This is a genomic window from Rhodococcus sp. NPDC060084 (genome assembly GCF_042730335.1).
In the GTDB taxonomy this organism is placed as follows: domain Bacteria; phylum Actinomycetota; class Actinomycetes; order Mycobacteriales; family Mycobacteriaceae; genus Rhodococcus.
In genome coordinates, this window is the sequence record NZ_JBHWWX010000014.1 from 1 (window position 1) to 18,361 (window position 18,361).

The 18,361-nt window shown below is 66.3% G+C and carries 15 protein-coding genes; 10 read left to right on the forward strand and 5 right to left on the reverse strand.

Annotated elements, in window-relative coordinates; genetic code table 11:
- Positions 1-150: 150 nt before the first annotated feature.
- Positions 151-1,332 (reverse strand): amidohydrolase family protein, encoded by a 1,182-nt coding sequence (locus tag ACFWBU_RS10205; RefSeq protein WP_169622058.1) that lies wholly within the window; start codon positions 1,330-1,332, stop codon positions 151-153.
- Positions 1,333-1,360: 28 nt separating this feature from the next.
- A complete protein-coding gene (locus ACFWBU_RS10210) occupies positions 1,361-2,908 on the reverse strand; it encodes an AMP-binding protein (protein WP_169622059.1) in 1,548 nt (515 codons plus the stop codon).
- A gap of 132 nt (positions 2,909-3,040) precedes the next feature.
- Between ACFWBU_RS10210 and ACFWBU_RS10215 the strand changes: the two genes are divergently transcribed.
- Positions 3,041-3,757, forward strand: a complete 717-nt coding sequence (locus ACFWBU_RS10215) for an enoyl-CoA hydratase/isomerase family protein (protein WP_169622060.1) — start codon at positions 3,041-3,043, stop codon at positions 3,755-3,757.
- A 310-nt stretch (positions 3,758-4,067) separates the two neighbouring features.
- Positions 4,068-4,799, forward strand: a complete 732-nt coding sequence (locus ACFWBU_RS10220; protein ID WP_296550747.1) for a M23 family metallopeptidase — start codon at positions 4,068-4,070, stop codon at positions 4,797-4,799.
- Positions 4,800-4,854: 55 nt separating this feature from the next.
- Here the strand turns inward: ACFWBU_RS10220 and ACFWBU_RS10225 are convergent, their stop codons facing one another.
- Positions 4,855-6,825, reverse strand: a complete 1,971-nt coding sequence (locus tag ACFWBU_RS10225) for a M13 family metallopeptidase (protein ID WP_378528177.1) — start codon at positions 6,823-6,825, stop codon at positions 4,855-4,857.
- A gap of 140 nt (positions 6,826-6,965) precedes the next feature.
- On the opposite strand from ACFWBU_RS10225, the gene ACFWBU_RS10230 reads away from it, so the two are divergent.
- Complete coding sequence (locus tag ACFWBU_RS10230) at positions 6,966-8,150, forward strand: serine hydrolase domain-containing protein (RefSeq protein ID WP_169622063.1); 1,185 nt, start codon at positions 6,966-6,968, stop codon at positions 8,148-8,150.
- 34 nt (positions 8,151-8,184) lie between these two features.
- Here the strand turns inward: ACFWBU_RS10230 and ACFWBU_RS10235 are convergent, their stop codons facing one another.
- On the reverse strand, positions 8,185-9,114 hold the full coding sequence (locus ACFWBU_RS10235) for a PaaI family thioesterase (protein ID WP_169622064.1): 930 nt from the start codon (positions 9,112-9,114) through the stop codon (positions 8,185-8,187).
- 84 nt (positions 9,115-9,198) lie between these two features.
- Entirely contained in the window at positions 9,199-10,233 is a 1,035-nt protein-coding gene (locus ACFWBU_RS10240) for a sigma-70 family RNA polymerase sigma factor (protein WP_169622065.1), read from the reverse strand.
- A 248-nt stretch (positions 10,234-10,481) separates the two neighbouring features.
- Between ACFWBU_RS10240 and ACFWBU_RS10245 the strand changes: the two genes are divergently transcribed.
- From ACFWBU_RS10245 to ACFWBU_RS10275, 7 genes are all read left to right on the forward strand, one after another.
- Positions 10,482-11,900 (forward strand): AarF/ABC1/UbiB kinase family protein, encoded by a 1,419-nt coding sequence (locus ACFWBU_RS10245; protein ID WP_296550748.1) that lies wholly within the window; start codon positions 10,482-10,484, stop codon positions 11,898-11,900.
- A 109-nt stretch (positions 11,901-12,009) separates the two neighbouring features.
- Positions 12,010-12,819, forward strand: a complete 810-nt coding sequence (locus ACFWBU_RS10250) for a crotonase/enoyl-CoA hydratase family protein (RefSeq protein WP_169622067.1) — start codon at positions 12,010-12,012, stop codon at positions 12,817-12,819.
- Between the two features lie 30 nt (positions 12,820-12,849).
- On the forward strand, positions 12,850-14,007 hold the full coding sequence (locus tag ACFWBU_RS10255) for an acyl-CoA dehydrogenase family protein (RefSeq protein ID WP_378528178.1): 1,158 nt from the start codon (positions 12,850-12,852) through the stop codon (positions 14,005-14,007).
- A 2-nt stretch (positions 14,008-14,009) separates the two neighbouring features.
- Positions 14,010-15,575, forward strand: a complete 1,566-nt coding sequence (locus ACFWBU_RS10260; RefSeq protein WP_169622069.1) for an AMP-binding protein — start codon at positions 14,010-14,012, stop codon at positions 15,573-15,575.
- Positions 15,572-16,192: a TetR/AcrR family transcriptional regulator gene (locus tag ACFWBU_RS10265; RefSeq protein ID WP_169651520.1), complete on the forward strand. Its 621-nt coding sequence runs from the start codon at positions 15,572-15,574 to the stop codon at positions 16,190-16,192. The genes ACFWBU_RS10260 and ACFWBU_RS10265 overlap by 4 nt, the downstream gene beginning before the upstream one ends.
- Positions 16,189-17,334 carry an acyl-CoA dehydrogenase family protein gene (locus tag ACFWBU_RS10270; protein WP_378528179.1) on the forward strand — a complete coding sequence of 382 codons (1,146 nt, stop codon included), beginning with the start codon at positions 16,189-16,191 and terminating at the stop codon, positions 17,332-17,334. Before ACFWBU_RS10265 ends, ACFWBU_RS10270 begins: the two co-directional genes overlap by 4 nt.
- On the forward strand, positions 17,331-18,359 hold the full coding sequence (locus ACFWBU_RS10275) for an acyl-CoA dehydrogenase family protein (RefSeq protein ID WP_378528180.1): 1,029 nt from the start codon (positions 17,331-17,333) through the stop codon (positions 18,357-18,359). The genes ACFWBU_RS10270 and ACFWBU_RS10275 overlap by 4 nt, the downstream gene beginning before the upstream one ends.
- Positions 18,360-18,361 lie beyond the last annotated feature (2 nt).

Genomic DNA, 18,361 nt, shown 5'->3' on the forward strand with positions numbered 1-18,361 from the left:
CTTGGCCGGCGGGGGCTATTGCTCCGGCGGCCGGGCGTTGGCGGGGGTTGAGCTGGGTGATGTTGCGCCGGCGGCCCCCGCCCCCGCCCGCTTCGGAACCGCCGAAGCGGTCGTCCGTGCTGAGGACCATCTCGGGGATGGTCCGCCAGGTCATACCTTCAGCAGCCTCGCGAGATTGCCACCCATGACCAGCTTCTGATCCTCGAGGGGAAGATGCTGGATGTGGTCGATGTAGCTGGTCGGCTCGGCCAGTCCCTCGGGGTGGGGGTAGTCGGACCCGAAGAGCACGCGCTCGGCACCGATGAGGGCCGTCAGCTTGCTGAAGTCCTCTTCCCAGAACGGGCTGACGTGGATGCTCTTCTTGATCGCTGCGACCGGGTCCTGCATGCCGAAGCCCTCGGGGGCCTTCTTGTAGACGTCGGCGAGGGTCTGCAGCACGTGCGGCAGCCAGGACGCGCCGTTCTCGATGACTGCGATCCGCAGCTCGGGGAATCGGAACAGTGCACCGTGGCAGACCCACGACGCCACGGCATCCTGAATCGGACGCCATTCGCTGACCATGCGGAACGCGTTCGTGACGAACGGGAGCATTTCTTCGCCCGTGCCGTCCCATTCCTGGTTGTACCGTGCGTAGCCACTGTCGGACGAGTGCTGGGTGACCAGGACGTCGAGTTCGACGACGCGCTTCCAGAACGGATCGAACTCCGGGAGCGCGAACGAGCGCGGACCCTTGTAGCCGGGAACCGGTGCGGGCCGGACGAGGATCGCCTTCGCGCCGCGCTCGACACACCACTCGAGCTCTTCGATCGCCTTGTCGACGATCGGCAGGCTGATGACCGGGACGGTGAAGATGCGGTCCTTGTAGTTGAATCCCCAGGTCTCGTACAGCCACTGGTTGAGTGAGTGGACGACCGCGTGGATCAGCTCGGGGTTGTCGCGCATGCGCTCTTCGACGAGGCTGGCCAGCGTCGGGAACATCAGAGTGCGGTCGATCTGGAGTTCGTCCATGAGCTCGAGACGCGCAGCGGGTTCACGGAAGGCGTCGATCGACTTCATCGGCTTGCCGAAGATCTCCCGCTTGCTCTTGCCCTCGGGATTGCCGTTCTTGAAGTAGTCCTCCATCGCTCCGGGACGAGCGACCACCTCGAAGGTGGGGTTGGGGATGTACTCGCTGATCTGATTGCGGATCGCGATCTTCGTGCGGCCGTCGACCTGCACGTACTTGATGGCGCCCTTGTACTTCTCCGGGAGGAACTTGGTGAGGGCTTCCTCGGTCTCGTACAGGTGGTTGTCCGCATCGAACAGCGGATACGGCAATTCTTTCGGTGACATAGATCCTCCTTCTCCTGTTGTGAGAATACTATTCTCTTCCGCGGGAGGCCGCAATATCCCCGCGCACCCGGAACTTCTGGATCTTGCCGCTCGCGGTGCGGGGGAACTCCGTCACTTCGTGCAGTTCCTCGGGCCACTTCTGCTTCGCGATACCCGAGGCCCGGAAGTGTTCGCGCAACTCGTCGAGCGTGGGCATCGCGTGCCCCGGATGAAGCCTCAGTACGGCCGCAGCATGTTCACCCAGGCGCTCGTCGGGGGCGGAGACGACCGCGGCCTCCGCAACCGACGGAAGCGTGAGCAGTACTTCTTCCACCTCGAGGGCGCTGATGTTCTCGCCGCCCCGGATGATGAAGTCGGCCTTACGGTCGGTGATCGTCAGGAAGCCGTCGTCGTCCAGCACCCCGATGTCGCCCGTGTGGTACCACCCGTCCTCGTCGAACATGCGGGCAGTGAGTTCGGGGTCGGTGTAGCCCATGCAGAGATCCGGTCCGCGGCTCAGGATCTCGCCGTCCTCGGTGAGGCGGATCTCGACTCCCGGTGAGACGCAGCCGTCGGTGAAGAGCCGCTTGTCGACGGGATGGGTCACCAGCGAACTCGTGATCGACGGATGCTCGGTGCTCCCGTACGCCCGGAACACGGTGATCCCGAGCGAGTCGAGCCGGCGGGTCACCGCGGCCGGAACTGTCGAGCCGCCGAGACCGGCGTACTTCATGTACTTCAGGTGCCGGCCGGGATCGAAGTCCGGGTGATCGAGGAGGCTGGTGACGAAATAGGTCGCGCCGCCGCCGATGACCAGGCCGTCGCTCTCCATGAGTTCGATTGCGCGAGCGGGGTTCCACACGTCGAGCAGGTTGATGGGGGAGTTGTCGAGCAGAGGGATCAGGAAGGCATTGACCATGCCGATGAAGTGCCCCACCGGTGCGCCTGTGAGCTGCGTGCCCCGGTCGGCGGGATAGCGGGCGGCGAGTTGCCGCGTCTCGAATCCGAGGGTGCGGTGGCTGTGGACCACGCCTTTGGGATCACTCGTGGTGCCGGAGGTGAAGGCGAGCAGTGCCGGCGCCGCGGGGTCGGTGGGGAGAACGCCTTCGAAGGGTTCGGCGTCGAGCAGGTCGTCGAAATCGCGCCCGACCACGCCGACGATCGGGATGTCGGCGCAGAGGTCGGGCTGGTACTCGGTGTACCCGAACCGCTCGGCGCACACGAAGACCTTGGGCGAGGACTCGCGCAGGATGAACCCGAGTTCCTTGCGGCCGTAGAAGTGCACGATCGGCACCACGGTCGCGCCGAGGAAGGACGTCGCCCAGAAGACGGCGGCCGCTTCCATCCAGTTCGGCAACTGGAACGCCACCACGTCACCGGGGCCGACGCCGCGCCGGCGCAGGCCTGCAGCGAGACGACGCGCGACGATTTCGACCTCACCGACTGTTCCCGACCAGGGCCGCACGTCGGAGTGGACCCGGAACTCGATGTCCGGGGCGGCCTTCAGGCCACGAGCCAGCATGTCGCCGATGGTCTCGCGTGTCCACCACCCTTCGTGCTCGTAGCGTTCGACCAATTCGGGGGGCAACTGCCGCATCGTGGGAGCTCCAAGGTCAAGGGGTGAGACCGCTCTGCCGTGCGTCGCAGCGCTCGGAGTCGGCTTCGGTCATATGCGAGCATGTTATTCTCCGATTTCCAGAATTCCAATATCAATTTGGAGAACAGAGCTATGGTCGATCTCGAACTCGAAGACGGACTGGCGATTGTCACGATCGATCGCCCCCACGCCCGCAACGCGATTGCGCCCGAGACCATGGACCAGCTCGAGAAGGTTCTCGACGCCGCTGCCGGCGCGCGTGCGCTGGTCATCCGAGGTGCGGGCGACAAGGCTTTCGTATCGGGCGGTGATCTCAAGGAACTGGCAAAACTGCGCACCCATGAGGAGGCCGCCGAGATGGCGCGCCAGATGCGGGCGATCTGTGATCGGATCGCGGAGTTCCCCGCGCCCGTCGTTGCGGCACTGAACGGGCATGCGCTCGGCGGGGGTGCCGAGGTCGCGGTGGCCGCGGATATCCGGGTCGCCGCCGACGACATCAGGATCGGGTTCAATCAGTCCACGCTCGCGATCATGCCCGCGTGGGGTGGGGCAGAACGGCTCGCGTCGCTCGTGGGCAGGGGCAGGGCTCTGATGCTGGCGGGTTCCGGCACCATCCTCCGTGCCGAAGAAGCCGAGCGAGTGGGACTCGTCGATCGTGTCCTCCCGCGCGAGACGTTCGACGAAGGGTGGCGCGCGCTCGGCCGCGCGCTCGCCAACGACTCGTCCGCGTCGATCAAACGAGTGATGAACGGGGCGACTCCGGCCGAAGCCGTCGACGCCTTCGCTCGCCTGTGGGTAGCCGACGCGCACTGGGAAGCAGCCGAAAAAGTGATGAATCGGGCGCGCTGAAACCTGTTGGACGCGTGACCTCGGTCACTTTTCGGCCGAAACCTCCGAGACCTCGCGAACCGACTGAGGTTTGTGTGACTGGAGAGATCTCTTTTTCGTAACCTGAGCCACTTTTTACAACGATCGTGTCAAGACGCCGCGCCGGAAATCCGTAAAATCGGCGCTATCGTGATGATCTCGTAATCAGTTCGTTATCAGGGGACGACCAAGAGGGATCGCAGCTTTGTCACACACTTCGGAACACCTCGACCACGCCACCCGTGCATCCCACGGCCTCACCACGGCCGCACGTGTCGGCCGTTGGGCAGCCGTGGTCCTCGTGACCGGTGCCGTCACCGCCGGCGGAACCACAGCGGCGAACGCTGCGGGCGGACCGTCCCGCCTGGAGACCGGCCCGGCATGGACGGGCATCGCGACGACGGCACTGTCCACCGCACCCCAGGTCCTGACTGTCCCCGGGTTCGAGTCCACCGACTACGCCGAGAAGTTGCGGCGTGCGTCGGAGCGTGACGCACAGCGGATCGCCGACGAAGCCGCCGCCCTGCAGGCCGAGGCCGATCGTATCGCGCACGAGGAAGCCGATCGGCTCGCCCGCGAGGCAGCCGAACAGGCCGCACGCGAAGAGGCTGCGCGTCGCCCCGCACTGGCGTTCCCCGCCGCGGGCACTCTCACCTCCGGCTTCGGCGCGCGGTGGGGCACCAACCACAACGGCATCGACATCGCCAACTCGATCGGTACCCCCATCGTGTCGGTGACCGACGGTGTCGTGATCGAGACCGGCCCGGCCACGGGATTCGGACTGTGGGTTCGCATCGCTCAGGACGACGGAACGATCGGAGTGTTCGGGCACATCGACCAGTCCCTGGTCTCGGTCGGTCAGCACGTGCGTGCCGGCGACGTGATCGCGACGATGGGTAACCGCGGCCAGTCCACCGGACCGCACCTCCACTACGAAGTGTGGCTGCCCAACGGCGTCAAGACCGACCCCATCCCGTGGTTCCACGCGCGCGGCGTCCCGGTGCCCAGCTCGCACCTCGGCTGACGACACCACGAAAGCCCCCATGTTCGGAAAGAACATGGGGGCTTTCGCGTATCGATCACCAGATTTTCACGCGCTCCGACGGGTCGAGGTAGAGGCCGTCGCCTTCCCGCACGTCGAACGCCCGGTAGAACTCGTCGATGTTCCGGACGACCCCGTTGCACCGGAACTCGGGCGGCGAATGCGGATCGACGGCGAGTCGGCGGAGCGCCTCTTCGTCGCGGACCTTGGTGCGCCACACCTGAGCCCAGCCGAAGAACACGCGCTGCAGTCCGGTCAGCCCGTCGATGACGGGCGCAGGGCGGCCGTCGAGTGCGATCGCGTACGCCTTCAGGGCGATCGAGAGGCCGCCGAGATCGCCGATGTTCTCGCCGATCGTGAACTTCCCGTTGACGTGATGTCCGGGCAATGCCTTCGGCTCGAACGTGTCGTACTGCGCGATCAGTTGTGCGGTGCGCTTACCGAATTCCTCACGATCCGAGTCGGTCCACCAATTCTCGAGGTTTCCGTCCCCGTCGTACTTGGCACCCTGGTCGTCGAATCCGTGTCCGATCTCGTGCCCGATCACCGCACCGATCCCGCCGTAGTTCGCGGCGTCGTCGGCGTGGAGATCGAAGAACGGGGGCTGCAGAATCGCTGCCGGGAAGACGATCTCGTTCATTCCCGGGTTGTAGTAGGCATTGACCGTCTGCGGGGTCATGAACCACTCGTCACGATCGACCGGACCGCCGAGCTTGGCGAGATCGCGGTCGTACTCCGCGGCATACCCGCTGCGGTAGTTGCCGACGAGGTCGTCGGCAGCGATGGACACCGCCGAATAGTCCCGCCACCTGTCCGGATACCCGACCTTGGGGGTGAACTTGTCGAGCTTGCGCAGTGCCGCCCGGCGGGTCTCCGGGCTCATCCACTCGAGGTCGGTGATGCTCTGCCGGTACGCCTCTGTGAGGTTGTCGACGAGCACCTGCATCCGGGTCTTCGCCTCGGCAGGGAAATGCCGCTCGACGTAGATCTTGCCGACGGCCTCACCGAGCAGGTCCTGCACCAGCGACACGCCGCGCTTCCACCGAGCGCGGATCTCCTGAGCGCCGGTGAGTTCGCGTCCGTAGAACGCGAAGTTCTCGTCGACGATTGCCGAGAAAAGGTACGGGGCACGTGCCCGAAGCACCCGCCATGCCGCCCACGCCTTCCAGTCGTCGAGCGACTGGTCGGTCCACAACTGCGTGAACACCTCGAGGAAACTGGGCTGCCGCACGACGATCTCGGACCATTGCCCGGCGGTCGCACCGGTGGCCGTGATCCAGTCCGTCCACTCGAACCCGGGCAGATCGGCGATCAACGATTCGAGCGTGACCAGGTTGTAGGTCAGGTCGGCGTCGCGGCGTGTGACGACATCCCAGTGCCCGGCAGCAAGCGCGGTCTCCAGAGCGACCACCCGCGCAGGGTCGTGGTCGAGGCCGGCGAGGGTGAACATACGGCCGATGTGCCCGGTGTACGAGTCGCGGATGGCGGCGTACCGCTCCTCCCGGTAGTACGACTCGTCGGGAAGGCCGAGTCCGCCCTGCGCGACGTGGATCAGATAACGCTGCGAGTTCTTCGAGTCGGTGTCCACGTAGTGCGCGAGCGCCCCGCTGACACCGACTCGCTGAAGTTCGCCGAGGACCGACGCGAGTGCAGCGCGATCGGGCGCGCCCGCGATCGCAGCCAGTTCCGCGGAGATCGGAGCCATGCCCGCGGCCTCGATCGAATCGATATCCATGAAACTCGCAAACAGGTCACCGATCTTCTGCGCATCGGTGCCGGGTTCGGCGCTCGACGCCGCAGCCTCCTCGATGATCGACCGGACGTCGACCTCGGCTTTGTCGGCGAGCGTGCGGAACGCGCCGTCGAGAGCGCGATCGGCCGGAATCTCGTGTTCGGCGAGCCATCGCCCGCTGACGTGCTCGAACAGGTCGTCCTGGGGCCGGACGTGCTCGTCGACATGTTCGAGATCGATGCCGGAGCGGATCTCCGAATGTGGCGCGATGGTCATGGGCTCCATCCTTACACCGATTCCCCGGGAGGTGCAGACGCCCACCCGAACGCGGAGAACCTCCACGCCCGTGGTGCGCGGCTCCTACGATCGTGCGGGGGACAGCGGTTCGCGACGGTAGCGCTAGGAGCACGGGTGGCATGACCGAGAACGACATACCGGCCACGCAGATGGTGGTCGACCCGCGCTTCATGCCGGTCGCGGATCAGTTCTTCCGGATGTTCTTTTCGCCCGGTCAAGGTGGCGGTGCACTGACGTGTTACCTGCACGGCGAATGCGTTCTCGACATCTGGGCCGGGTGGGCCGCCCGCGACAAGCGGTGGAAACGGGACACGGTGGTGCTGTCCTTCTCGACGGGGAAGGGAGTCGCCAGCACGGTTCTCCACCGCCTCGCCGAGCGAGGGCTCGTCAAGTACGACAGCCCCGTGGCGCAGTATTGGCCGGAGTTCGCCGCCGCAGGCAAGGACGCCATCACCGTTCGTGAGCTGATGTCCCACCGCGCCGGGCTGCACAAGGCGCGGGGACTCGTTCCGGGGCGCTTCGGGTTGCTCGACTCCGAGGCCGTCGCTGCCGCGCTCGCCGCCGCGCCGCCGGACGCGCGTCGATTGGCCGGACCCGGCTATCACGCCGTCACCTACGGAAACCTCGTTGCGGAGGTAGCGGCGCGCGCGTCCGGGAAATCGTTCGAGGAACTCGTCCGCACCGAAATTGCCGAGCCGCTCGGAATGGATGAGTTCTGGTACCGGGTGCCGCAGGACCAGCGTCATCGCATCGCGCGAGTCTTCCCCAAGATCAATTTTCTGCCCGCCCCGTGGGCCACCGCAGGCGCGGTACTCGCCAGGACACCCGGTCTGCGTGGAATCGCCGAGGCCGGCATGGCCGAGGGATTCGACGAGTTGATGCGAAGCCCCCGGGCGCACGATTCCGTGATGCCGGGCTGGAACGGCGTTTTCACCGCCCGGGCGCTGGCCCGGATGTACGCGGCCATCGCCTGCGGCGGGGCGATCGACGATGTCCGCTTCCTGGAGGAAGACACCGTCCGGCAGTTGACCGAGGTTCAGACCCGAGGCCGCGATTACGTACTCGGAATCCGGGCCAACTGGCGTCTCGGGTATCACCCGGGCTGGGTTGCCTCGAGGCATCAGCCGCTCCGATCCGTGGGTCACTACGGCTTCGGCGGGTCCGGGGCCTTCGCCGATCCCGAGACGGGACTGTCGGTCGCGTTCGTCACGAATCGGCTGGGTAACACGTTCACGACAATCTCCGACGGGCGTTTCCCCCGCCTCGGCGCGACAGCCGTGGCGGCGGCACGCCGAGCCGGGTGATCACACGGTCCCGGTCCTGGCGACGCCGTACCGCCTAGACGCCGGGGAAGAGCTGAGCGTTCGCGCGGGCACGCACATACACGGTGCCGTCCGCACCGCAGATCACCGTCTCGATCGAGGCGAGGCGGCGCCCGGCGCGGGTTACCTCCGACTTGATCTGCACGGCAGGGCCCGGTGCGGCAGGGGAACGCAGATAGTCGGCACTGATCTGGAGAAGCCGGTATCGGCCGCCGACGCCGGTGAGGGTCTGTGCGGCCAGACCGGACACGATCTCCGCCATCGACATGAGCACGCCGCCGTGGACGGAGGCGATCGGATTGGCCATCCATGCGAGCGGGACGATCTCGCCCTGCACCGTGCCGTGCTCGACGGCGGTGAGGGTCAGTCCCAGTAGTTCCGCCAACGGGCCACGGGGCACGGTCTCCGCGGCGATACCGGCGACGATCTCGAGACCACCCAGTTCGGCGAGTACGCCGGGGTCCGCGCACGGCCCGGGCTCGGTGCCGGTGGCAGCGGCGTGAGTGACATCCGGCGCGCGAAGTGCGTCGGACGGTGCGCGTCCCACCACGATCGACCGTCCGGTCAGGTGCATCACGGGGTTGCCGTCGTCGTCGAACAGGGTCGCTTCTGCCAGTCCGGTGGTGTCGTCGAAGTAGACGCTGCGGCCACGTCCCGAGACTGCCCCCGTGACGGGGAACGGGTGGGCCGTCGACGCGGTGATCTGGGACATCACGGACTGTGGTCGTTCACCGGTGGCGTGCAACCGCGCGACTGCGACAGCCGCACCCACGGACACGTCGGTGAGCACACCGACCGAGCCGATGGTCGTCTGTCCACGGTGGTCGAGGTAGCGGGGACCGACGGGCTGCGATACCGCTATCTCGTTGTCGCCTGTGATCGACAGGCCGATGCCTGTGAACGTGGTGGGTCGGTCGAGCGGGAACGGCGCCGCGTCGGTGATCATGTCCCCTTCTCTATCAGGGGCACCGATCACCGGGTGTCTCGGGTAGCCGCTGCGCGCGGTCGGGGCACGGTGCGGAAATGTGTCTCAGCTTCGGGTCGTCGGGAACGCCGGCAGGCCGAACCGGGCAAACAGGGCGGTGGTGTCATCGGCGAAGAAGGCCGTGGCATGCGCGACTTTCCCGCCGACAATGTCGAGAACCTGGAGCTGAAAAGGGCGGTGCACGCCGTCCTCCCCGCGCATGTAGAGCCCGAGCGCAGGCTGACCGTTTGCGGTTGTGGGCAGCATGACCTGGTCGCCGGGGCCCTTCGCCGGACAATTGAGCTTGATGAGGGTGACGATGGCGTCGGCGCCCTGGTACCAGCCGTCGAACGGCGGCATCTCCCAGATCGCGTCCTTCGTGAGCATGTCGACGAGCGAGTCGATGTCGTACTTCTCGAACCCTTCGACCCACCGCTCCACGAGGGCCTTGGCCTCCGCGCTCTCGGGTTCGGTCGGCCGATCGGACGTGACCTGAGCATCTTTCAACTGCGCGCGGGCACGCTGGAGCAGACTGTTGACCGCGGCTGTCGACGTGTCGAGCGCCGTGGCAACCTCGGCCGCGCGCCACTGCAGGACATCGCGCAGCAGGAGCACCGCGCGTTGCCGTGCGGACAGATGCTGCAGCGCCGCGACGAAGGCGAGCCGGATCGAATCGCGCGACGCGACGATCGTTGCCGGATCGGACGGATCGTCGGTCCGCCCGTCGTCGGTGTAGGTGCCGGGGATGGGTTCGAGCCAGGGAACCTCTTGGCGGACCACGAGATCGTCTGCGGGGTCGGAACTGGGCGCACCGAGACCGGTGGGCAGCGGACGGCGTTTCCGACCCTCGAGCGCAGTGAGACAGACGTTGGTCGCGATGCGGTGCAACCATGTGCGCAGCGACGAGCGACCGCCGAAATTGTCGTACCCGCGCCATGCTCGGAGATACGTTTCCTGCACGAGGTCTTCGGCATCGTGGAGCGACCCGCTCATGCGGTAACAATGGGCGAGAAGCTCGCGCCGGAACGGCTCGGCCAGCCCCATGAAATCGGTCTCGTCGGCGACAGCGCCGGGGGGACCGGGGAGAAGTTGTTCTGCCATACCGCACCCACTCCGATTCGTCGGCCCGAACGACTACCCGTCAAAGGGTAGTCGTGGGTACCGACACAGAACACCCTGAGAAATACCCTGAGAAATACCCCGAGAACTCACGTTCGAGCGTTCGTGCCTCTCGATCCTGGGCACCTCTCCGGGTACCGTGCTCACAGCCGCGCCGTCGGGTGCGCGCGTCGGTGAAGGAGTGGGGGCACGCGGTGCAGGATCACACACTGCGCGACCAGGCATCGGAGGTGACCGTGGGGGAGGCGCACCCCTCGCCTCGCGGACCCGTGGGGCCGTGTTCGGGCGGCCCGTCACCCGAGGCCCTGCGGGTGGACCGGCCGCCGCTCGACCGATTCGGGCTCGCCGAACTCGGCCGCGCCGTGGTGGTGGGCGTCGTTCTCGTGACGTTCGTGCTGTGGGCGGTACTGCGCTGGGTTGTCCGTCCGCGTGGCCGCGGCGTTGTCGCTGCTGCCGCGCACGGAACGGTCGACGCGTTCGAGCACCTCGGGCCCACTTTCGTGAAGCTCGGCCAGCTGGTCGCCTCGTCGCCGGGGCTGTTCCCGGTCGCTCTCGCGGATGCCTGCCTGCGGATGCTGGACGACGTCCCCACCTTTCCGTCCGCCGAAGCGCGCGCGGTCATCGAAGCGGATCTCGGCCACCCGATCGACGAGATGTTCCTGTCGTTCGAGGACGTGCCGCTCGCCGCGGCTTCCGTCGCGCAGGTACACGGCTGCGTGCTGCGCGACGGACGACGTGCTGTGGTGAAGGTGCAGCGACCGGGGATCGCGCATCGTATGCTCGTCGACCTCCGTGCCGCGTATGTCGGCGCACGAATGTTGCAGGTATTCGAGTTCTTTCGCATCGCGAACACCCCCGCGATCATCCGCGACCTCTACAACGCGACCATGACCGAACTCAACGCCACGGTCGAGGCGGACCGGCAGGACCGGTTCCGGCGCAACATCGCGGCCTTCGGCGACAACAGATTCGTGACGGTCCCCGAGGTGTACTGGGACTGGTGCGGCCCGCGTGTGATCTGCATGGAACGGCTCAGCGGCCGACCGCTCGACCGTGTCGTCCCGGGGCAGGACGGTATCGACACCGCGCTGCTCGTGCGACGGGGAGTGAAGGTGTGGATCGAGGCGGTGCTGTGCCACGGGCCTTTCCACGGGGACGTGCACGCGGGAAATCTCTGGCTCCTCGACGACGGCCGGGTCGCACTGCTCGACTTCGGGATCGTCGGCGAGTTGCCCGAGAAATGGCGCGAGTTGCTCCGCTCGCTGTTCCGGGCCGCACTGCTCGAGGGAGATTTCACCGAGGTGGCCCGCAGTGTGCGGGCGCTGGGTGTCGCGGCGGATCTCGACCTCGACGATGTGGAGGTGGGCCGGCAAGTGGCCGACACCTTCGGGCCGCTGCTCGGCCGGGACATGGGGGAGTTGCGTCTGAGCGAGTTGATAGGCGCTCTCGTGTCGCTCGGCCGCAAATGGAACACCTCGAGCCCCGAGGAACTCGTCCTCTTCGGAAAACAACTCGGGTACTTCGAGCGGTACGCCACGGCGCTCGCGCCCGGATGGGTCCTGGGCCGGGATCCGTTCGTGTTCCGCAACGTCTTCCCCGACGAGGTTCGCATACGAATTGCCGAATCGGGCATGAGCCTGCCCGACTGACCGGACACCGCTCGGGGCCTTTACAGTCGCGTGCCGTGTCCGTAGTTTAACGATCGTTCGACCAAATCACGGTTCGGGCCACCTCGGCGACGGAAGGACCACGACCCCTATGACGACAGCGCAGGACGTCGTACTCAGTGAGCGCAACGGAAACGTCGTCACGTGGACGATCAACCTTCCCGATGCCCGCAACCCGATCTCGGGAGACGACGTCGTCGAGCGCCTCGTGAATCTGGTCGACGAAGCGAACAACGACATCGAGACCCGCGTGGTGGTCCTCACCGGTGCCGGAAGCGCCTTCTCCGCCGGCGGCAACGTCAAGGACATGGACGAGCGCGCCGGAATGTTCGCGGGCGCGCCGCACGCGCTCCGGGAGGGCTACCGCCGCGGCATCCAGCGGCTGCCCAAAGCGATCTACCACTGCGAGGTACCGATCATCGCTGCCGTCAACGGCCCGGCCGTCGGCGCGGGGTGCGACCTGGCGATGATGTGCGACATGCGAATTGCCTCCACGAAGGCGTTCTTCGCCGAAAGTTTCGTCAAGCTCGGCATCATCCCCGGTGACGGCGGCGCGTGGCTGCTGCCCCGCGCGGTCGGTGCTGCCCGCGCCGCCGAAATGGCGTTCACCGGAGATCGCGTGGACGCCGCGACCGCACTCGAATGGGGCATGGTGTCGCAGGTCGTCGAACCCGAAGAACTGCTCGGGGCGGCGAACGCACTGGCCGCTCGGGTCGCGGTCAATCCGCCGAACGCGCTGCGCATGACGAAAAAGCTTCTCCGCGAGGGCCAGCGCGTGGACCTCGATACCCTGCTCGAACTCTCTGCCTCCCTGCAAGCACTGTCACACCACACCCAAGACCACCGTGAGGCCCTCTCCGCGTTCCTCGAACGCCGCCCGGGCAACTTCACGGGTAACTGACCCGCCTCAGCGCCGTTCGAAGGACGCACCATGCAACGCACGATCATGACCGAAGAGCACGAGCAATTCCGGAAGATGTTGCGGGACTTCATCGAAAAGGAAGTCGTTCCGCACCGCGAGGAGTGGGACGAACTCGGACGTCCCCCGCGCGAATTCTTCACCCGGCTCGGTGAACTCGGCGTTCTGGGCATCCAGGTACCCGAGGAGTTCGGTGGGGGCGGAGAATCGAGCTTCGTCTACAACACCATCGTGTTCGAAGAGGTGGCCCGCGCCGGAGTCTCGTTCGGCTCGTACACCGTTCATGCGTGCCTGATCCTGCCGTACCTGCTCGAATACGCCACCGAGGAGCAGAAGAAGCGCTGGCTTCCGGGCTTCGCGGACGGCTCGATCATGACGGCCATCGCAATGACCGAACCGGGTACCGGTTCCGACCTCGCCAACATCGCGACCACCGCAAAGTTGTCGGACGACGGCTCGCACTACATCGTCAACGGAGCGAAGACCTTCATCACGGGCGGGGTGACGGCCGACCTGATCCTCACGGTGTGCCGGACTTCGCCGTTCGACCCGGAGAACCGTCGAGGGGGACTGTCGATCATCGCCGTGCCCACCGACACCGAAGGATTCTCCGTCGGGCGCAAACTCGACAAGATCGGCCTGCACCAGCAGGACACGGCCGAACTGTCGTACAACGACGTTCGCGTTCCCGCCGAAAACCTTCTCGGCGAGGAGGGTGCCGGCTTCGGATACCTCACCCACAACCTGCCGCAGGAGCGATTGAGTATCGCGCTCAACCAGGTCGGCTTCGCCGAAGCCGCGATTGCGCACGCACTCGCGTACACCAGGGACCGCAAAGTTTTCGGGAAGCCGGTCGCCGCGTTCCAGAACACCAAATTCGTCCTCGCCGAGTGCTCCGCGGAGACCCAGGCCGCCCGCGTCTACGTCGACCACTGTCTCGAACTTCTCGACCGCAAGGAACTGAGCGTCGCCGATGCCGCTCGTGCAAAACTGTTCTGCACCGAGGTCGCCGGGCGCGTGATCGACAAGTGTCTCCAATTGCACGGCGGCTACGGGTACATCACCGAGTACCCCATCGCCCGCCTGTACGCGGACACCCGCGTCACCCGAATCTACGGCGGCACCAGCGAAGTGATGAAGACGATCATCTCGAAGGATCTGGGGCTCTAGGGATGTATCCGGGCCGATACGCAGCCGCGGAACCGGATCGGCCCGCCGTGCACGAGGTCGCGACGGGCCGGACGATCACCTACCGTCAGCTCGAGGACTCATCGGTCCGGTTCGCGCATTGGCTCCGCGCCCACGGTGTCGGAGCCGGCGATCATATCGCCGTGTTGTCGGTCAACGACGCCTCGGTATTCGAACTGTACTGGGGAGCATTGCGATCCGGGGCATACATCACGTTCGTCAACTCGCATCTGTCCGCCGCGGAGGCCGGGTACATCGTCGACGACTGTGACGCAACGGTACTGGCGGTCTCGGCGCCACTCGCACCACTCGCCGAAGAGATCGTCGCGCTCACGCCCAAAGTGGCGCACCGGCTCGCCTTCTCCGGTCCGATCACGGGGCACCTCGTGTACGAGGACGAAATTGCGGGATTGCCCACCGAACCACCGGCGGATCAGCCGCGTGGCAGCGACATGCTGTATTCCTCGGGTACCACCGGGAGGCCGAAGGGAATCAAGCCTCCGCTCACCGGCGCCCGGATCGAGGACGAGCCCGGTCCGCCGCTCCTGAAGACGGTGCGCGGCTTCGGCTTCGGCGAAGACTCGGTGTACCTCTCGCCTGCGCCGATCTACCACTCGGCACCCTTGCGCTACAGCGTGTCGACCCAGGCGCTCGGGGGGACCGTAGTGCTCATGGAACGGTTCGAACCGGAACTCGCACTCGACTGCATCGAGCGCTATCGAGTCACCCACAGTCAATGGGTTCCCACTCATTTCGTGCGGTTGCTGAAACTCCCACGCGAGGTGCGTGACCGGTACGACCTGTCGTCGATGCGGTATGCGCTCCACTCCGCGGCGCCGTGCCCGGTCGAGGTCAAACAGGAACTCATGCGGTGGTGGGGTGAGATCGTGTACGAGTACTATTCCGCGACCGAGGCGATCGGCAGTACGGTGGTCACCCCGCAGGAGTGGCTCCGTAAACCCGGATGTGTCGGCCGGACCGGGGGACCGGGCACTCTGGGCCTCGCCCGGATCTGCGACGAAGCCGGTCGGGTGCTCCCGGCAGGAGAGATCGGGACGGTGTACTTCGAGCGCCGGGACTTCTCCTTCGAATACCACAAAGACCCGGTCAAGACCGCGTCCGCCCGACACCCGTTCCGGGAATCCTGGTTTACAACAGGTGATCTCGGATACCTGGACGACGACGATGTCCTGTTCCTCACCGGTCGGGAGAACTTCACGATCATCTCGGGCGGCGTCAATATCTATCCGCAGGAAGTCGAGAGCGTTCTGGCGCTGCACCCCCTCGTTCACGACGTCGCGGTCGTAGGCGTGCCCGATGCCGATCTCGGCGAGCGCGTCGAGGCGTTCGTGCAGCTTTCGGACGTGGTGGACAGTGACGATCCGGAGCGCGAGATCCTCGAGTTCTGCCGGGAACGATTGTCTCGCTTCAAGTGCCCGAGGCAGGTTCGCGTCGTGGGCGGGCTTCCGCGCACACCGACCGGAAAGATGGTCAAAGGTGAACTCCGCGACCTCATCGCGAGGTACGGCGACTCCGGGGTCCCGTCGTGAGAGCACCGTCGGCGAAGCAACGGATATTCATCGAAGCCGGCCGGAGGGAGTTCGTTCGGAACGGGTACGGCTCGTCGTCGATTCGCACGATCGCGCACGAGGCCGGTGTCAGCCTGTCGGCGCTGTACTACCACTACAAGAACAAACAGGAGTTGCTTCTCGCCACGCTGATGGACGGTGTGGACACGTACGACGCCGTGTGCGATGCCGAACTCGCCGAGTCCGGTGACGATGCGACAGAGCAACTGCGCGCTTTCGTGCGGGGTAACGTCGCGTTCCGTACGCAGTTTCCCGATCATGCCCGGATGATCGCCACCGAGGTGCGTAACCTCGAACCGGAAGGCGCGCGACTGTACGAGGAACGACGACGGGCCGGGCGACGCCGGATCCGGGACATCATCGACGCCGGAATCGAGGAGGGTGTGTTCACGACCCGCTACCCCGACGACTGCCGCCGGTCGATCCTGGCGATGACGTCCGCGATCGCGAACTGGTACGACCCCACAGGTCCGGATACACCGCAGGTGATCGCGGAACGATACGCGGAACTGTCCTTGAATCTGCTGTGCCCGGGCGGTGTTCCGGTGCCGGCGAGCAATGGAAGAGATGGACGATGAGCACACGATTGGTGCCGAAATCCGGACCCGAGGATGCCGCACTGTCCGAACTGCGCGCACGCGTCCGGGCGTTCCTGAAGGAACAGGTCGACGCGGGGACGTTCACGCCCGGTGTCGACACGTGGCTGACGCGGTGGAACACCGAGTTCTCCCGCAGCCTTGCCGCGCAGGGATGGGTCGGCATGACCATTCCGGTCGAGTACGGGGGCCACGGCCGGACGTTCATGGAGCGGTTCGTCGTCACGGAGGAACTTCTTGCGGTCGGTGCTCCGGTGGCGGCGCACTGGGTGGCCGACCGCCAGGCGGCGCCGTCGTTGCTGAAATACGGCACGGAGGAACAGAAGCAGCGGTTTCTCCCCGGGATCGCAGCGGGTGAGATCTGCTGGGCCATCGGCATGTCCGAGCCCGACTCGGGTTCCGACCTCGCCGGTGTCAAGACGAAAGCGACGCAGGTCGACGGCGGCTGGAAGCTCAGCGGAACCAAACTGTGGACCTCGGGCGCCCACCACGCCGATGCGTTCTTCGCGCTGGCGCGCTCCGCCCCGCTCGACCCTGCCCACCGCCACGACGGTCTGAGCCAGTTCATCGTCCTGCTCGACTCCCCCGGCGTGACGATCCGGCCGATCATGTCGATGTCCGGCGACCACCACTTCAACGAGGTGCTCCTCGACGACGTCTTCGTCCCCGACGATCTCGTGCTCGGGACGGTCGGCGCAGGCTGGGAACAGGTGACGAGCGAACTCGGGTACGAACGGAGCGGGCCGGAACGGTTCCTGTCCACCTTCGGTGTGCTGGACGGTCTCGTACGGTCCGTTGCCGACTGTGTTCTCGAGCCCGACACCAGGATCGGTGCCACGATCGCGCGCATGGTGGGCCTGCACCACATGTCCACCGCGGTGTCGGAATCACTCGAGCGTGGTGAGAATGCGGAACTCGCGGCGTCGGTGGTCAAGGTGCTGGGTACCAAGACGGAGGGAGATCTCGCCGACCTCGCCGACGAGATCGCGGGCTACACCGCATCCGACGACCAGCTCCGCCGGCTCGTCCGGGCCGGCGTCATGCAACGGCCGGGCTTCACGCTGCGCGGCGGAACCAGCGAGATCCTGCGCGGGGTCATCGCACGAGGATTGGGAATGCGATGACGGAGTCCCCCGAATTGCGCGATTTCGCGCAGATGCTCTCCGAGGTGTTCACCGCCGGGGACGACCACCGCATCGGAGAGGTCGTCGAATTCGACCGCCCGCTGTGGCAGACCCTCGGCGAACTCGGTCTCGACCGATTGACCGGGAGCGAAACCGACGGTGGCAGCGGCGCGGGCTGGGCCGAGGCGGCGCTGCTTCTCGGTGCCGCGGGTGCTTCCGCGGCCGCGGTACCGGTGGGAGAGAACGACTTGCTCGCAGGGTGGTTGCTCGAACAGGCCGGTCTCGGTGTCGGTCCGGCGGTCCGCACGGCAGCCGTACTCGACGAGAACGGGAGCGCCCGGCACGTGCCGTGGGCACGGTTCGCCGACACGGTCGTCGTACTGTGGCCGGACGCCGACGCGTCCTGGCGGGTCGCGGAGGTTGCCCGCGCTGACCTCGAACTGACCGAATCGGTGAACCTGGCGAGCGAACCACGCGACCACATCCAGGTGGAGACCTCCGAGTTGTCCGGTATCGAGGTACCCCGGACACTCGTCGAGGAGTTCCGGTATCGAGGCGCACTCATCCGGGTCCTCGCGTCGGTCGGTGCGATGGACAGAATCCTCGAACTCGTCGTCGAGCACACCAGCGCGCGCGTGCAATTCGGCCGCGCCATCGGAAAGTTCCAGGCGGTCCAGGCGCTGGTCGCCGACCTCGCCGCGGAATCAGCGCTCGCCCGTGCCGCCACCGATGCCGCTGTCGACGCTGTGGTCGACCACGGATTCGACAGCGCCCGGACCCGGTTCGCCATTGCTGCCGCGGCGTCGTGCAGCGGACACGCGGCAGCGGTGATCGTGCAGAACGCGCATCAGGCTCTGGGCGCGATCGGCTTCACGATGGAGCACGAACTGCACCGCCACGCAAACCGAATCCTCTCCTGGCGCAGTGAGTTCGGAACGGTGGCGTCCTGGGACGCGGAGATCCTGTGCACTGCGGTCGGCTCGGACGAACTCTGGCCGCTCGTCACCGACGGTCCCACCGGCTGACG

What these genes read in the sequence shown, in the direction of transcription:
- ACFWBU_RS10235 (WP_169622064.1), bottom strand. Translation starts at nt 9,114, where the DNA reads ATGATCACCGACGCGGCGCCGTTCCCGCTCGACCGACCCACCACGTTC.
- ACFWBU_RS10255 (WP_378528178.1), top strand. Translation starts at nt 12,850, where the DNA reads ATGCAACGCACGATCATGACCGAAGAGCACGAGCAATTCCGGAAGATG.
- ACFWBU_RS10240 (WP_169622065.1), bottom strand. Translation starts at nt 10,233, where the DNA reads ATGGCAGAACAACTTCTCCCCGGTCCCCCCGGCGCTGTCGCCGACGAG.
- ACFWBU_RS10210 (WP_169622059.1), bottom strand. Translation starts at nt 2,908, where the DNA reads ATGCGGCAGTTGCCCCCCGAATTGGTCGAACGCTACGAGCACGAAGGG.
- ACFWBU_RS10260 (WP_169622069.1), top strand. Translation starts at nt 14,010, where the DNA reads ATGTATCCGGGCCGATACGCAGCCGCGGAACCGGATCGGCCCGCCGTG.
- ACFWBU_RS10225 (WP_378528177.1), bottom strand. Translation starts at nt 6,825, where the DNA reads ATGACCATCGCGCCACATTCGGAGATCCGCTCCGGCATCGATCTCGAA.
- ACFWBU_RS10270 (WP_378528179.1), top strand. Translation starts at nt 16,189, where the DNA reads ATGAGCACACGATTGGTGCCGAAATCCGGACCCGAGGATGCCGCACTG.
- ACFWBU_RS10250 (WP_169622067.1), top strand. Translation starts at nt 12,010, where the DNA reads ATGACGACAGCGCAGGACGTCGTACTCAGTGAGCGCAACGGAAACGTC.
- ACFWBU_RS10205 (WP_169622058.1), bottom strand. Translation starts at nt 1,332, where the DNA reads ATGTCACCGAAAGAATTGCCGTATCCGCTGTTCGATGCGGACAACCAC.
- ACFWBU_RS10230 (WP_169622063.1), top strand. Translation starts at nt 6,966, where the DNA reads ATGACCGAGAACGACATACCGGCCACGCAGATGGTGGTCGACCCGCGC.
- ACFWBU_RS10275 (WP_378528180.1), top strand. Translation starts at nt 17,331, where the DNA reads ATGACGGAGTCCCCCGAATTGCGCGATTTCGCGCAGATGCTCTCCGAG.
- ACFWBU_RS10215 (WP_169622060.1), top strand. Translation starts at nt 3,041, where the DNA reads ATGGTCGATCTCGAACTCGAAGACGGACTGGCGATTGTCACGATCGAT.